Genomic DNA, 15,607 nt, shown 5'->3' with positions numbered 1-15,607 from the left:
CTCAACCCAAACATATTTAGGTTCTTCAATATGGCTACCAATTATATTTTTGTTACAGGCGGTGTTGTTTCTTCTTTAGGGAAAGGTATCGCAGCGGCATCGCTTGCAGCATTGTTAGAAGCGCGCGGTTTAAATGTCACGATCATGAAACTTGACCCTTATATTAATGTTGACCCAGGCACAATGAGCCCAACGCAGCACGGTGAAGTATTCGTTACCCAAGACGGCGCAGAAACCGACTTAGACTTAGGGCATTATGAGCGTTTTATTCGCACCAAAATGACCAAACGCAACAATTTCACCACAGGTAAAATTTATTCTGAAGTGTTACGCAAAGAACGCCGTGGCGACTATCTTGGAGCAACAATTCAAGTTATTCCGCACATCACAAACGAAATTAAAGCCCGCGTTATTGATGGTGCGGCAGGGCATGATGTTGCGATTATTGAAGTAGGCGGCACGGTTGGTGATATTGAATCTCTGCCATTTTTAGAAGCACTGCGCCAACTCGCGGTGCAAGTAGGGCGTGAAAAAACCATTTTCATGCACTTAACATTAGTGCCATATATTCCAACGGCTGGTGAGGTGAAAACTAAACCGACACAGCATTCCGTGAAAGAATTATTATCCATCGGCATTCAGCCTGATGTATTAGTATGCCGTTCAGACCGTATGATTCCTGCCAATGAACGCTCAAAAATTGCCTTGTTCTGTAACGTGCCAGAAAAAGCCGTGATTTCACTAAAAGATGTGGATTCGATTTATCAAATCCCTGCATTGTTGCAATCACAAGGTTTGGATGAGTTTGTTTGCCAACGTTTCCATTTAGAAGCAAAACCTGCGGATCTTTCAGAATGGGAGCAAGTGCTATATCGCCAAGCCAATCCAGTTGGTGAAGTCACCATTGGTATGGTAGGGAAATATGTAGAATTACCAGACGCTTACAAATCAGTCAACGAAGCCTTAAAACATGCGGGCTTAACCAACCGCTTAAATGTGCATATTAAATATATTGATTCGCAAGATGTGGAAACCAAAGGCACAGATATTCTCAAAGGCTTAGACGGTATTCTCGTGCCAGGTGGCTTTGGCTATCGTGGCGTAGAGGGCAAAATTTTAACCGCACAATATGCCCGTGAAAACAACATTCCTTATTTAGGCATTTGTTTAGGTATGCAAATTGCCTTAATTGAATATGCGCGTAATGTCGCAGGCTTGAAACAAGCAAATTCTTCAGAATTTGACCGCACTTGTGAACAACCCGTCATCGGTTTAATCACCGAATGGCAAGATGCAGACGGCAATGTTGAGCAACGCAGTGAGAATTCGGATTTAGGCGGTACAATGCGTTTGGGCGCACAACAATGCCATCTCATCGAAGGATCAAAAGCGCGCGAATTATATGGTAAAGAAACCATTGAAGAGCGTCATCGCCATCGTTATGAAGTCAACAACCGATTATTACCACAAATTGAAGCAGCGGGTCTGAAAGTGACCGGCTTAAGTGCGGATAAAAAATTGGTCGAAATTATCGAAATTCCAAACCATCCTTGGTTCGTTGCAGCACAATTCCACCCAGAATTTACTTCGACACCGCGTGATGGGCATCCATTATTCGCGGGTTTTGTGAAAGCGGCGAAAGAAAATCAAGCTAAATCGTAAAAATAACAAAGAAAACTTGATCTTAGATCAAATAATCGTGATTTTTTACAAGACAAACGAGCGAAATACATTTACTATATCGCTCGTTTAAATACCTATTTTAGATTAACCATAGAGGAAAATAAAATGGCAAAAATCGTTAAAGTAATTGGTCGTGAAATCATCGATTCACGTGGTAACCCAACTGTTGAAGCTGAAGTTCACCTAGAAGGTGGTTTTGTCGGTTTAGCCGCTGCACCATCTGGCGCATCAACAGGTTCACGCGAAGCCTTAGAATTACGCGATGGCGACAAAGCTCGTTTCTTAGGTAAAGGCGTATTAAAAGCAGTGGGCGCTGTAAATAACGAAATCGCAAGCGCATTAGTTGGCAAAGAAGCATCAAACCAAGCTGAAATCGACCAAATCATGATCGATTTAGATGGCACAGAGAACAAATCTAAATTTGGTGCAAACGCAATCTTAGCGGTATCTTTAGCCACAGCAAAAGCCGCTGCTGCATCAAAAGGCTTACCACTTTACGCTTACATTGCAGAACTTAACGGTACTCCAGGTCAATATTCAATGCCATTGCCAATGATGAACATCATCAACGGTGGTGAGCACGCAGATAACAACGTTGATATTCAAGAATTTATGATTCAACCAGTAGGTGCTAAAACTTTACGCGAAGCTTTACGCATCGGTGCAGAAGTATTCCACAACCTTGCTAAAGTATTAAAATCTAAAGGTTTAAGCACAGCTGTGGGTGATGAAGGTGGTTTCGCACCTAACTTAGAATCAAATGCAGCCGCCCTTGCTTGTATCAAAGAAGCAGTAGAAAAAGCAGGTTATGTTTTAGGTAAAGACGTAACTCTAGCGATGGACTGCGCATCATCTGAGTTCTACAACAAAGAAAACGGTATGTATGAAATGAAAGGTGAAGGTAAATCATTCACTTCTCAAGAATTCACACATTACTTAGAAGGTTTATGCAAAGAATACCCAATCGTGTCTATCGAAGATGGTCAAGACGAATCAGACTGGGACGGTTTCGCATACCAAACTAAAGTTTTAGGTGATAAAGTTCAATTAGTCGGCGATGACTTATTCGTAACTAACACTAAAATCTTAAAAGAAGGTATCGAAAAAGGTATCGCAAACTCAATCTTAATCAAATTCAACCAAATCGGTTCATTAACTGAAACTTTAGCCGCAATTAAAATGGCTAAAGATGCAGGTTACACAGCGGTTATTTCACACCGTTCTGGCGAAACCGAAGATGCCACTATCGCAGATTTAGCGGTAGGTACTGCAGCAGGTCAAATCAAAACTGGTTCTATGAGCCGTTCTGACCGTATTGCAAAATACAACCAATTAATCCGTATCGAAGAAGCATTAGGTGACAAAGCACCATTCTTAGGTTTAAAAGCGGTTAAAGGTCAAGCGTAATCAGCACTTTGAGTTTGATTAAAACGCAATAAAATCGCACCGCACTTTGAGCAATTAAAGTGCGGTTTTTTCTATCAATATTTTCAGGTATAACGTGATGGCAGATGAGCGATTACTTCATGAACCTTGGCTGAGTTGGGCAATTCAGATTCAAGCCATTGCACAAAATGGATTAGCATATTGCGACAATGTATATGATATTGAACGCTATCAGCAACTACGCGATATTGCGGCAGAAATGTTGAGTTATAAGACTGAAATTCCAAAAGACAAGGTCAAATCCTTATTTTGTAATGAACAAGGTTATCAAACACCTAAAATAGACAGTCGAGCCGCCATTTTTAAAGATAATAAAATTCTGCTTGTTCAAGAAAACAATGGGCAATGGAGTTTACCCGGTGGCTGGGTCGATGTGACAGAAACCTTATATAGCAACACAATTAAAGAAGTTAAAGAGGAAGCAGGATTAGACGTTAAACCTCAATATTTGATCGCTATCCACGATCAACATAAACGCAATGTTCCCGCTTTCGCACACCGCGTACTCAAAACCTTTGTGATGTGTGAATTACTCGGTGGTAAATTTCAAGCGAATAGTGAAACCTTACAGTCTGCCTATTTTGGCATTGATGAGATCCCCGATATGCATAATGAAAAGAATACCAAAGAACAAGTGCTACTCTGCTTTAAAGCGCATCAAAGCTCACATTGGATCACCGAATTTGATTAGTAAAAGGAAATAATATGTTACATTTAGTTTTAGAAGATCGCCATTTAATGGGCCAAGCCAAACGCCAAGGCGCTCATTCCACAACCAATGATGATTTAGTGGTTATGTTTGAAGATGACGGCGAAACAGGCTATTTCTACGCTCTTGATTTACGTCAGCAAGAAAACCCGGTAGTCGATAGTTTATTTGTGTATAGCGCAGAGGATATCCAAAATAAGCAAGAACCCCGCCAATTACAAATTTGTTGGAACGAAGATGGCAATCAAGCCTTTTTATTAATTAATGGCTACCCACATGCCGTTTTTGATTTCGTCCGTTTAGTGGGTTACAACCACAGCAAATATCCTCCCCCTGAATTTGGGAGTATGTGGTCACACGAAGAGATTAATGATGAATTAGCGAAGAAATGGCTTAATTCATAAGCTATCCCCTATCTCAAACACAAAGTGCGGTCAAAAAATATAAAGAATTTTGACCGCACTTTTTTTACATCAAAATTTATCGCTTATAGCGCAATTATTCTTCCACTTTCGCAGGTTTCTTCGCCGTATAGTTGTAAATCACTAATACCAAGAAAATCCCGACAATCGTTGCCATAATCATATCTTTTGACATAAATTGTGCCATATTGCCTAACACAATACCCACGCCACCAAAGTCAGTGTCAGAGAATGTAGTGTTGGCGAATCCTAATGAACCCAATACTGGCAATAAGAACACTGGCAAGAAAGTGATTAATAAGCCATGCACAAATGCACCTAAAATTGCACCACGGCGACCACCTGTCGCATTACCGAACACGCCTGCGGTTGCCCCACAGAAAAAATGTGGTACAACGCCAGGTAAAATCAATACCCAGTTAAGTTGTCCTAACAATGCCAATCCCACAATACCACCAACGAAACTTGATAAAAAGCCAACTAACACGGCATTAGGTGCATAAGGGAATACGATTGGACAGTCAAGCGCTGGTTTTGCATCAGGCACCAATTTTTCTGAGAAACCAGTAAACGCTGGGACAATTTCAGCGAGGATTAAACGTACACCCGATAAGATCACATACACACCTGCAGCGAAGGTAATCGCTTGAATAGTGGCATAAACCAAATAATGTTGTCCATTACTAAAGTGAGTAGATACATATTCATTACCAGATGCGATTGCCAACACAAAGTAGATCACCATCATCGTAATAGAAATTGAGATGGAGCTGTCACGTAAGAAACTAAGATTTTTTGGCAAGTCCATATCTTCGGTAGATTTAGAGCCTTTTCCCACAAGCTGACCAATAGCGCCTGACAAAGCATAGCCAATAGAACCAAAGTGACCAAAGCCAACATCATTACTGCCCGTAATTTTTCGCATATAAACATGCACTAAAGCAGGGAAGAATGCCATAATCAAGCCCATAGTTAATGCACCAACAAATACCAGTTGTACGCCTTCAAAACCTGCTACAGTTAAAATAACCCCTATCATACAAGCCATATAGAAAGTGTGGTGACCAGTTAAGAAAATAAATTTCAAGCGGGTGAATCGTGCCACAATAATATTTGCAACCATACCAAACGCCATAATAAGTGCGGTCGCAGTGCCGTATTTTTCTAATGCCATAGAAACGATAGCTTCATTATTTGGAATAATTCCTTGTACGTTGAAAGCATGTTCAAACATACTGCCAAGTGGAGTTAATGAACTTAATAATAACGTTGCACCACCACCTAATACTAAGAAACCTAAAATGGTTTTTACTGTGCCTTTTACTACATCAGGAAACGGCTTTTTCTGCGCTAATAAGCCAACTAACGCAATCAATCCCACCAATACGGAAGGCACTTTCAAAATATCTAAGATAAAGAAAAGAATAGAGTCCATAGCTCGCTCCTATTTATTAAAGTATTCCGCAAGTTTTTCTTCAAACTCTTTGACACTGACAATATTTTTCACCACTAAAACTTTTTCCGCAGGTAAACCACTACTCCTCGCAATATCTGCTCCCATAATAAATAAATCCGCTTCATTTGCTGTGACAGACGCTAAATCCTGATGCCCAACTTCTGCTTCTTTTCCCAAGGCTTTTAATGCTTTTTTAATGTTCATTTCCATCATAAAGCTACTACCTAAGCCATGACCACAGACTGCCATAATTTTCATAATCATTTCTCCTGTATAATTAATAACGATGAACAATTTCAGCGATTTCCGCCACATTGTTTGATTGAATAATTTGTTGTACAGCATTTTCATCTGAAAGCAGATCTGCCACCGCTGACAACATTTCTAAATGCGACTCACTGTCTTTTGCAGCTAACATTAACACCAGCTGAACAGGATCATTATCTGATCCAAAATTCACCCCTTGTTTTAACACAACTAAGGACAATGCTTGTGCTTTTGAACCTTCTTCTGGACGAGAATGTGGCATCGCAATTTGTGGTGCTATCACGTAATAAGGACCAATTTCTTGATGGGTTTTGAAAATAGATTCTACATAACTAGGTTCAATCAGCGCCTCCGCCAACAAAGGTGCAGCACTACAACGCACCGCCTGTTGCCAGTCATCGACAGAATTGAGCAACTGAATGTGAGATAAAGGTAAAAATTGTTTTAACATACACACCTCTATTTTTCTGAAGTATTTTCAATGTAAACCCGAATGATAGCGTTATCAATCAGAAAATTTTAATTTTGTGATAGCGGTAACATTTTTAAGATAAAATATTTTTATTTATTGCTTTTTTATTGTAATTTTAGGCAGGTGTTGTAGGAGAGTTATGATGTCGCTATCCAATCATTCTAATCGAAACCGCCGTTCAACGGGCAAAGTGACACTCGCTGATGTAGCGCGTGAAGTAGGCACTGGCACGATGACAGTATCCCGTGCTTTACGCACGCCTGAGATGGTTTCTGCAACATTACGCAAAAAAATTCACCTTGCGGTGCAAAAACTGGGTTATGTACCAAACTCTGCAGCACGAGAACTCGCTTCCGTTTCATCCCGCAATATCGTTATCGTTACATCATCCTTAATTTCAACGGAAAATAATTTAATTCTCAATGGATTACAAAAACAACTCCAACATCTTGACGTGCAATTAATTATTCTCGTTGCAAATCAAAAAGGCTGGTTGCGGGAGCTGATTAATAATGCACCACTTGCGGTAATATTGTTAAATTTAACTTGTCCAGAAACAGAAGCGGAATGGATTCGTAATAGTGGTTTGATTTGCCTTGAAATTGGCTCGAAACAGACCGCACCTTTAGGCATTAATGTCTGTATTGATAGCCAAACTGCGGTGCAAAAGGTCGTCAATTTTTTAGTGCAAAAAGGTTATCGTGATATCGGATTGCTTTGTGCACAACAAGAACAAGCGATTTTCCAACAATATCTTGCCTGCTGGCATTCAGCCTTGCATAGCAAGCACCTTAACTCACATCAAATTTTGCATTGCTCTGAGCCTGTTTCATTCTCGGCGGGAGCAAAGCTATTCAACGAAGGCATTTCCACTTGGGGAAAAATTGATGCTTTTGTGTTTTTATCCGATCAACTCGCCTGTGGTGCATTATTTGAAGCTCACCGCCAACATATCGCCGTGCCTTATGAAGTAGCAATTATTGGCTTTGGCGATCTTGAAATCAGCCAAACCACCGCACCCTCTTTAACCACGCTCCGTATTCCCTATGCTAAACTCGGCAAAATTGCAGGAGAACAATTGGCAGAATTGCTGAAAAGCGGACAAAAAAGTACACCAAGGTACATTCAAATCGACACTGACTTTATAGCGCGTGAAAGTGCCTAACATATAAAACAATCACAAAATTGACCGCACTTTATAAAAAGGCCCTAAACAACCTTAGGGCTAAAAATAACATCTTGACTTAAAAACGATTTTCTATATTTAAGATTATTTCTGCCGCTCAAAGTGCGATCATTTTTTGCGAAATTTATACCGTTTCAGGCCAAGCATTCACTACGGCTTTGACTAAGGTTGCTAGTGGAATTGCGAAGAATACGCCCCAAAAACCCCATAATCCGCCGAAAATTAGCACGGAGACAATGATTGTCAATGGATGCAAATTGACGGCTTCGGAGAACAGGAATGGCACGAGCAGGTTGCCGTCTAAAAGTTGCAAAATGATATAGGTCGAGATGAGATACCAAAACATGGAATGATCGCCGAATTGGAATATCGCCACCAATGCCACGGGAATTGTGACTAGCACAGCACCGACATAAGGGATGAGCACCGACATTCCCACTGCGAAAGAGAGTAAAAGTGGGTAATTTAAGCCAAAAAATAAGAATGCGACATAGGTTACAACCGTCATAATCGCAATTTCTAACAATTTCCCACGGATGTAATTCGCAATTTGTTGTTGCATTTCCGCCCAAACATTTAACGCCAGTGTGCGATTTTTAGGCAAAAAACGCACAAATGAATCAATCAGCACCTGTTTATCTTTTAGCATAAAGAACATCATCAACGGCACAAGAAAGGCATAAATGCCAATCGTCACCATATTCATAATCGAACTGAGGGAAAATTTGACCGCACTTTCCCCGAAAGTCAGGATCTTTTCGCGCGTAGAGCTAAACAGGCTGTCCACCATTTGGTAGTCCACCAACTCGGGATAACTTTCTGGCAATCTCACCACCCATTCATGAAATTTGTTGAACATCGCGGGCAAATCGCTCAATAATTTTATGGTTTGATTCACCAAAGTCGGAAGAACGCCAAACGCCATTGCCAATGCCAAGGTAATAAAGCCCCCCAGAATAAAGGTTACTGCCAGCATTCGTGGCAGTTTTAATTTTTCGGTGAGAAATTTAATGGGAATTTCAAGCAGATAGGCAAGCACCACGGCGATCAGTAGTGGCGCAATTAGATCACTAAAAAAATAAATTGCCACAAAACCGAAGAATAAAATGGCGGCTAGCCCCATTGCTTGCGGATCACTAAAACGGCGTTCATACCAGCTCTTAAATAAATCAATCATTTAACTATCCTTACATAAAATTTTCTTGATTATAAGTTAAAATTTTCCTGATTTACATATATAATGTCCGCCGTTTATTCATAAGGAGCGAAACTATGGCGAAGAAAAAGCAAAATGTGCCTAGCGTTTCCAAGGCACAGGGTGCAACGACCTATCAGCATAATCGAGGCGTAATAAAAGATAATGCTATTCAAGCATTGTTGCATGATCGTCTTTTCCGACAACGCATTGAGAAAAAATTAAAAGGCAAAGGAAGTTATCAACGTAAAGCAAAACATACCAATCATTACTTTGAAAAGCCCGATTATAAAATGTCTAGTTTGAGAGATTTTATAATCGGGTTTTTCTTCACTGATTTCACGATAAATACAGCAATATAAACACAACATTAGAGGTAAATATGTCGGCAACAACAACACTTTTATATAGCAATAATTGGAATGTGCGTATTAGCGATCTAGGTGAAGAAGGCACTCATAGCCATTTTTTTGAAACGATTTATATTACGCTTGAAGCCCATGTTGACGGCGAAAATGTACAATATGAATTTACTCGAAAAGTGGAAAATGAAGTCAAAATTCACCGCACTTTTACTGATTTAAATGAATTATTTATCTTTTTAGCGGATTATTTAGATGCTGTTTCGCTCGGCAATTTAGGTGTGAAAATTGGGCAATTAGGTTTAGTGAAATAAGCGCAAAGTGCGGTCAAAAAAAGGGATGTTTTTACATCCCTTTTTAATGATTGAAGATCTTAGCTCTTAGTATTTGACTTCATGCCCATAGCTTTCTAGTAAGGCTTTGATATGTTGCATAGATTCTTTTGTTGGTGGTTTAACATCTTCTAATTTGTATTCATCGCCCAAAACCGCCCATTTGTGCGCCCCTAAACGATGATAAGGCAACAATTCGATTTTCTCGATATTTTTCATATTTTGGGTAAATTTGCCCAACATATGTAAATCTTCATCATTGTCGGTATAACCCGGCACCACTACATGGCGGATCCATGTGCGTTGGTTACGTTGCTCAAGATATTTGGCAAAATCAATCACACGTTTATTTGGCACGCCAATCAAACTTTGATGCACACGATCATTCATTTGCTTAAGATCAAGCATGACTAAATCAGTGACATCTAATAATTCATCGATAAATTCATAATGGCGCACGAAACCGTTGGTATCAAGGCAAGTGTTAATGCCTTCTGCTTTGCAAGCACGGAACCAATCACGCACAAATTCCGCTTGCAGAATGGCTTCACCGCCCGATGCAGTCACGCCGCCACCTGTCGCATTCATAAAATGGCGATAGGTCACCACTTCTTTCATCAATTCTGCTACGGTGATCTCTTTGCCGCCGTGTAAATCCCAGGTATCGCGGTTATGGCAATACAGGCATTTCATCAAACAGCCTTGTAAAAATAAAATAAATCGGATCCCTGGTCCATCTACTGTACCGCAGGATTCGTAAGAATGAAATCTTCCCACAACAGACATAAATAAATTCCTAAACGAATAAAAACTGGGGATGATTGTAACAAAAATTTAAACTATTTTCAGAAGATTTATAGAATATTTTGATACTTTTACCAATGTCTCCGATAGCAGCCCTCTTCGCACACAATTAAATCTTGCAGCTCCAAATCGAGCAGCTGTGTGAGCAAGGTCTCAACCGTTAATTGGGTCTTAGCCGCGAGTTCATCAATACTCAATAATTCGTGGCGAATGGCATTAAATAATTCAGGATGCGCAGGCTCAATATTTGGCGTGTTTGGGCTGCTAAGTGCGGTCGATTTTGGCAAAGTTTTATGGGCTGTTTCAGATGAACCGCTCGAGAAATAATAGTTTGGTAAATTTTCTACAATATCCGCCACATTCTCAACCAGCAACGCCCCTTGTTTAATTAATTTATGACAGCCTTGGCTTAGCCCATTTTGCAAGCTGCCAGGAATGGCAAACACCTCGCGATTTTGTTCTAGCGCAAGGCGCGCGGTGATAAGCGAACCGCTCCGCTCTGTGGCTTCGACCACGAGAGTGGCTAACGATAAACCGCTAATAATGCGATTTCGTCTTGGAAAATTGGCGGCGATGGGTGGTTGATCTGGTGCAAATTCTGAAACTAGCGCCCCGCCATATTCCAAAATTCGTTGCGCTAAATAGCGGTGTCGCGAAGGATAAATCTTATTCAAGCCATTGCCTAATACGGCAACCGTTTTGCCCTGCACATCGACCACGGCTTGATGGCTAAAACCGTCCACGCCGAGAGCAAGCCCACTGGTGACCACTAAACCCGCCGCCCATAACTCGCTCGCAAAATATTTTGCCCAATATTCGCCATAACTCGAGCAATAACGGCTACCCACCATCGCAATTTGGGGCTGAGATAAGGTTTCCACCTCGCCTTGCAGATAAAGAATTGTCGGTGCACTGGCAATTTGCTTGAGTAAATAAGGATACTGTGGATGAAAGCAATGCTAAATATGATTTCCGTGCCGACTTCTCCATTCTAAAATCGGCTCAATAAATTTCTGCTCAGGGCAAAACCAACGTTGAATTTGCGCAGACGTCCAACCCATTGCGCGTAACGCATCGCGATCATAATCGCACAAGGTAGAAAGAGAAATCTGAGCGAGTAAATCTTGTATTGCAGCTGCTCCTAGGCGAGGGACTTGCGATAGACGCAATAAGATCTCAAGAGAATTATCCATAAATTTGACCGCACTTTGAGTTCATACCAAATCAAATTATGTAAGTGCGGTCAAATTTTACGAGTTTTTTGAGATAGTTCTGGAATGCAGATCACAAAAATAAGGTGAAATGCACTAATTTTGCAAGGTTTGCCAAAATGCTTTGATCAAGGGCAATTCAAGGCTTTGTTTCTGCACGCAAATGCCTAGCTCGAAAGGCGCAATGGGCATATCCAAATGAAGCGATGAAACCTGCGTATGCATTGGGCTATTTTTGATCACCACATCAGGCAAAATCGCCAGTCCGCAACCGAGTGCAACCATTGGCATAATGCCTTCGTGACCAGCGACTGTTGCATAGATTTTTGGGTGTTTGATTTTCTTTTCTTTCGCCCATTGTTCAAAACGCTGACGCGCCATACCATCCACAGGCAAAATAAACGGCATTTGCTGCCAATCGATGGGGTCTTGCTGCAAAAGTTGTGTTGCGGTGCAAGCAACACGCGGGGCAATTAAAGACAGGGAAATATCATCTATGTGATGAAATGCTAACGTGTTAGGGAAATTCATCGGGCGACCCGCTAATGCAAGATCCGCCTGCTGACTTTGCACGCGCTCCACGGCTAGCGCGGCGTTGCCCGTCGTGAGCTGAATTTCCACCTTGGGATAACGTACACGAAATTTTTCCAGCACCTGCGGCAGGTGGCTATAAGCCGCGGTGACGGAACAGAATAATTTAAGTTCACCAGATAATTCTTCTGAATTTGTGCGAATTTGTTGCTTAAATTGGTGCCATTGTTGCCAATTTCGTTGGGCAAATTGCAAAAACTGTTGCCCCATTTCTGTGAGCACCACTTGGCGATTATTCCTTAAAAATAAGGGTTGTCCCAGTTCGTCTTCCATACGTTGAATTTGGCGCGAAAGGGTGGAAGGCGACATATGATGTTGCACCGCTGTTTTACTGAAATTCTGAGTTTGAGCTAGATGAATGAAAAGATTTAAATCGTTAAATTCCATAAAATTTGACCACACTTGAGATTAGAATGATTGCAGAATTTGCAATGATTAGTTTCAATAATATCAATTTATGCAACACAAAAAAAGCGTATAATCGAGCGCATAACAAGAAAGTAGTGTGCAAACACAACACAATATCAACCCTTCAAACAAAGGAAATTACAATGTCTAACTATTTTAATACATTAAACTTACGTCAAAAGCTTGACCAACTAGGTCGTTGCCGTTTTATGGAACGCAGCGAATTTGCTGATGGTTGCAACTTTTTAAAAGGCAAAAAAATCGTAATCATAGGTTGTGGTGCACAAGGTTTAAACCAAGGCTTAAATATGCGTGATAGCGGTTTAGATATTTCTTACGCATTGCGTGCAGAAGCTATCGCTGAAAAACGTGCATCATTCCAACGTGCCACAGAAAATGGTTTTAAAGTTGGTACATATCAAGAATTAGTCCCTACTGCAGATTTGGTGATTAACTTAACACCAGACAAACAACACTCTAAAGTGGTGGCGGATGTGATGCCATTAATGAAACAAGGCTCTGCATTCGGTTATTCACACGGTTTCAACATCGTTGAAGTGGGCGAACAAATTCGTAAAGATATTACAGTAGTCATGTCAGCGCCAAAATGCCCAGGTACTGAAGTTCGTGAAGAATACAAACGTGGTTTTGGTGTACCAACTTTAATCGCTGTTCACCCAGATAATGATCCGAAAGGCGAAGGTATGGCTATTGCGAAAGCTTGGGCATCAGCAACAGGCGGCGATCGCGCGGGCGTATTAGAATCTTCATTTGTCGCTGAAGTGAAATCTGACTTAATGGGAGAACAAACCATTCTTTGTGGTATGTTACAAGCGGGCTCAATTGTTTGCTACGATAAATTAGTTGCCGATGGCAAAGATCCCGCTTATGCAGGCAAATTAGTCCAATACGGTTGGGAAACTATCACAGAAGCCTTAAAACATGGTGGTATCACATTAATGATGGATCGCCTTTCAAATTCTGCCAAAATCCGTGCTTTTGAATTAGCAGAAGAAATTAAAGAACAGCTAGGTTTCTTATACTTAAAACATATGGATGATATTATCAGCGGCCACTTCTCAGCAACTATGATGGCAGACTGGGAAAACGGTGATAAAGATTTATTTAGATGGCGTGAAGAAACCAGCAAAACTGCCTTTGAAAACGCACCAAAAGCGGACGGTATCAAAATTTCTGAACAAGAATATTTCGATAATGGCGTAGTAATGGTTGCGATGGTAAAAGCGGGTGTGGAAATGGCATTCGATGTGATGGTAGCAAGTGGTATCTATGAAGAATCTGCCTACTATGAATCACTACACGAATTACCATTAATTGCAAATACCATTGCACGCAAACGCTTATATGAAATGAACGTGGTGATTTCAGATACAGCAGAATACGGCAACTATTTATTCTCAAATGTAGCAACCCCAATTCTTGCAGAAAAATTAATTCCACTTCTACAAAAAGGTGATTTAGGTGAACCAACACCAGCTGCAGAAATTGATAATGTGTATCTACGCGATATTAATGACGCAATCCGTAACCACCCAGTAGAATTAATCGGTCAAGAATTACGTGGCTATATGACAGATATGAAACGCATTTCTTCACAAGGTTAATAATTATAAATTTTAAGCCTACCTTTCGGGGTAGGCTTTTTACTTTCTAAATTAAGAAAAATCAATACAACTCACACAAGTACGGTCTATTTTTCATTAATTTTATCTGATTTAATTCTTTCTTAATACGCGAACAACATTATCGTTTAATTAAAAAAGGTTTGTATTTATTCAGAATGGAAAACTAATGTTTAACTTAGATATTAATATTATGTAAGAGTATCCTATAAAATTTCATAAAAAAATGACCGCACTTTTGAGTTCTTAAGGGATATAGCCTTAACTTATTAAACCCTCAATGATTTAAAGTTGCAATAAATCTTGCAATCTATTAGGAGGTTTGATGGTAAATACTTTTATTACGGCTGTAATTATGTGTTATTCAAGTGGATTAAATACCCAATAATTCACTTTCTATCTCTAATACGAATTATTATTAAGCTATTTTATTTATTTCAAAACTCAGTTAGGAATAGAAATGCCAGAGACAGAAATTTTAGGGGAAATGACCGCACTTTACTTAGAATGAGTAGAAGAGGGAAAGATGAAATCATATATGGAAATATCTGTAGTGCTAATGCTTAGAATATCGGTACATAAAAATAATGAATGGGATAACCTATGATTAAGAATCATCCTCTTTCATCATGCAGTTCTCATCATTCATTTCTCATCATTTATTCTCTGCCGTTTTTGCGTTTTATAACAATAACAATCCGCCCGTGAAACGGGCGGTTTTTAGGCTACCCTATAAGGGCCTAGGACTTCACATGCCCCTCAAGGGGCATGTGAAAAGACCGACAACCGCACAATAATTCTATGGCTTACCCCTTAAAGGGGTCCACATATTCCTTGTTCGATAAATTATCCTGAATCATATCTTCTTTTCCTGATTCTTGATATATTCTTCTACGACTTTTGTGTTTAAACCTACTGTACTTACATAATAACTTTTGCCCAAAAGTTTCGATTGCCATATTTATATTTTAGATTAGCATGCCTTTCGAATATCATCAGTGATGATTTCCTTTCAAATATCCCATAAAACTTGATACAGCCAATTTGGATGGGCTCCTTAGCAGCATATGAATATGATCTTTCATTGCATACGCTTCTATTATTTCTACATTTTTGTAGTTACATAACTGCCTTAATATTCCTCCTATATTTTGAATTTTGGTTGTCAGCCTTGTTCAGTATATAGCGAGGATTTTTTATTTTGCTCACCGCTTAAGCTCTTTTAATCCATACGCATAGCGTATGGTTTTTATAGGCAAACATAGTTTACCTATAACAAAAAAGCCCCAGCATTCCTGCTAGGACTTCTGCCTCTCGGCTATAATATAATACCTGGCGGTGACCTACTCTCACATGGGGAATCCCCACACTACCATCGGCGTTACGGCGTTTCACTTCTGAGTTCGGCATGGGGTCAGGT

Annotated in this window: 14 protein-coding genes, 1 rRNA gene and 2 pseudogenes; 8 read left to right on the top strand and 9 right to left on the bottom strand. The window is 40.1% G+C overall.

The features are described from left to right. Positions 1–30: 30 nt before the first annotated feature. The 4 genes from pyrG to C8D76_RS01745 all read left to right on the top strand — a co-directional run bounded on the left by pyrG (position 31) and on the right by C8D76_RS01745 (position 4,242). Complete coding sequence (gene pyrG / locus C8D76_RS01760) at positions 31–1,662, top strand: glutamine hydrolyzing CTP synthase (protein WP_116631115.1); 1,632 nt, start codon at positions 31–33, stop codon at positions 1,660–1,662. 126 nt (positions 1,663–1,788) lie between these two features. Continuing rightward, positions 1,789–3,090, top strand: a complete 1,302-nt coding sequence (gene eno / locus C8D76_RS01755; RefSeq protein ID WP_116631114.1) for a phosphopyruvate hydratase — start codon at positions 1,789–1,791, stop codon at positions 3,088–3,090. 97 nt (positions 3,091–3,187) lie between these two features. Further along, positions 3,188–3,820 carry an NUDIX hydrolase N-terminal domain-containing protein gene (locus tag C8D76_RS01750; RefSeq protein ID WP_116631113.1) on the top strand — a complete coding sequence of 211 codons (633 nt, stop codon included), beginning with the start codon at positions 3,188–3,190 and terminating at the stop codon, positions 3,818–3,820. A 14-nt stretch (positions 3,821–3,834) separates the two neighbouring features. Next, positions 3,835–4,242, top strand: a complete 408-nt coding sequence (locus tag C8D76_RS01745) for a DUF2251 domain-containing protein (protein ID WP_116631112.1) — start codon at positions 3,835–3,837, stop codon at positions 4,240–4,242. Between the two features lie 94 nt (positions 4,243–4,336). Here the strand turns inward: C8D76_RS01745 and C8D76_RS01740 are convergent, their stop codons facing one another. The 3 genes from C8D76_RS01740 to C8D76_RS01730 are packed head-to-tail and all read right to left on the bottom strand — an operon-like array spanning position 4,337 to position 6,434. Beyond that, positions 4,337–5,695 carry a PTS ascorbate transporter subunit IIC gene (locus tag C8D76_RS01740; protein WP_116631111.1) on the bottom strand — a complete coding sequence of 453 codons (1,359 nt, stop codon included), beginning with the start codon at positions 5,693–5,695 and terminating at the stop codon, positions 4,337–4,339. A gap of 9 nt (positions 5,696–5,704) precedes the next feature. After that, on the bottom strand, positions 5,705–5,974 hold the full coding sequence (locus tag C8D76_RS01735) for a PTS sugar transporter subunit IIB (RefSeq protein WP_116631110.1): 270 nt from the start codon (positions 5,972–5,974) through the stop codon (positions 5,705–5,707). A gap of 19 nt (positions 5,975–5,993) precedes the next feature. Further along, positions 5,994–6,434, bottom strand: a complete 441-nt coding sequence (locus tag C8D76_RS01730) for a PTS sugar transporter subunit IIA (protein WP_116631109.1) — start codon at positions 6,432–6,434, stop codon at positions 5,994–5,996. Between the two features lie 160 nt (positions 6,435–6,594). Here C8D76_RS01730 and C8D76_RS01725 point away from each other — a divergent pair, with 160 nt between their 5' ends. Then, complete coding sequence (locus C8D76_RS01725) at positions 6,595–7,620, top strand: LacI family DNA-binding transcriptional regulator (RefSeq protein WP_243405786.1); 1,026 nt, start codon at positions 6,595–6,597, stop codon at positions 7,618–7,620. Between the two features lie 145 nt (positions 7,621–7,765). On the opposite strand, the gene C8D76_RS01720 is transcribed toward C8D76_RS01725, so the two are convergent. Next, complete coding sequence (locus C8D76_RS01720) at positions 7,766–8,818, bottom strand: AI-2E family transporter (RefSeq protein ID WP_116631107.1); 1,053 nt, start codon at positions 8,816–8,818, stop codon at positions 7,766–7,768. 95 nt (positions 8,819–8,913) lie between these two features. Here C8D76_RS01720 and C8D76_RS01715 point away from each other — a divergent pair, with 95 nt between their 5' ends. Both C8D76_RS01715 and C8D76_RS01710 read left to right on the top strand, forming a co-directional pair. Then, positions 8,914–9,198: an alternative ribosome-rescue factor A gene (locus tag C8D76_RS01715; RefSeq protein ID WP_116631106.1), complete on the top strand. Its 285-nt coding sequence runs from the start codon at positions 8,914–8,916 to the stop codon at positions 9,196–9,198. A gap of 20 nt (positions 9,199–9,218) precedes the next feature. After that, positions 9,219–9,512: a DUF5377 family protein gene (locus C8D76_RS01710; RefSeq protein WP_116631105.1), complete on the top strand. Its 294-nt coding sequence runs from the start codon at positions 9,219–9,221 to the stop codon at positions 9,510–9,512. Positions 9,513–9,578: 66 nt separating this feature from the next. On the opposite strand, the gene pflA is transcribed toward C8D76_RS01710, so the two are convergent. From pflA to ilvY, 3 genes and pseudogenes are all read right to left on the bottom strand, one after another. Further along, a complete protein-coding gene (pflA, locus tag C8D76_RS01705) occupies positions 9,579–10,316 on the bottom strand; it encodes a pyruvate formate lyase 1-activating protein (protein ID WP_116631104.1) in 738 nt (245 codons plus the stop codon). 89 nt (positions 10,317–10,405) lie between these two features. Beyond that, a pseudogene (dprA, locus tag C8D76_RS01700) lies at positions 10,406–11,527 on the bottom strand (DNA-processing protein DprA). Positions 11,528–11,641: 114 nt separating this feature from the next. After that, the gene (ilvY, locus tag C8D76_RS01695) at positions 11,642–12,523 is read right to left on the bottom strand and encodes an HTH-type transcriptional activator IlvY (protein ID WP_116631103.1); all 882 of its coding nucleotides are present in this window, start codon (positions 12,521–12,523) and stop codon (positions 11,642–11,644) included. A 164-nt stretch (positions 12,524–12,687) separates the two neighbouring features. Between ilvY and ilvC the strand changes: the two genes are divergently transcribed. Next, positions 12,688–14,169, top strand: coding sequence for a ketol-acid reductoisomerase (gene ilvC, locus C8D76_RS01690; protein ID WP_116631102.1), 1,482 nt, complete (start codon positions 12,688–12,690; stop codon positions 14,167–14,169). Between the two features lie 824 nt (positions 14,170–14,993). On the opposite strand, the pseudogene tnpA reads toward ilvC, so the two are convergent. Both tnpA and rrf read right to left on the bottom strand, forming a co-directional pair. Further along, a pseudogene (gene tnpA, locus C8D76_RS01685) lies at positions 14,994–15,341 on the bottom strand (IS200/IS605 family transposase); the annotation flags it as partial. A gap of 176 nt (positions 15,342–15,517) precedes the next feature. After that, positions 15,518–15,607: ribosomal RNA gene (rrf, locus tag C8D76_RS01680) — 5S ribosomal RNA — on the bottom strand; the annotation flags it as partial.

Source organism: Alitibacter langaaensis DSM 22999 (assembly GCF_003096995.1).
Taxonomy (GTDB): Bacteria; Pseudomonadota; Gammaproteobacteria; order Enterobacterales; family Pasteurellaceae; genus Exercitatus; species Exercitatus langaaensis.
This window is presented reverse-complemented; position numbering and strand designations above follow the sequence as displayed.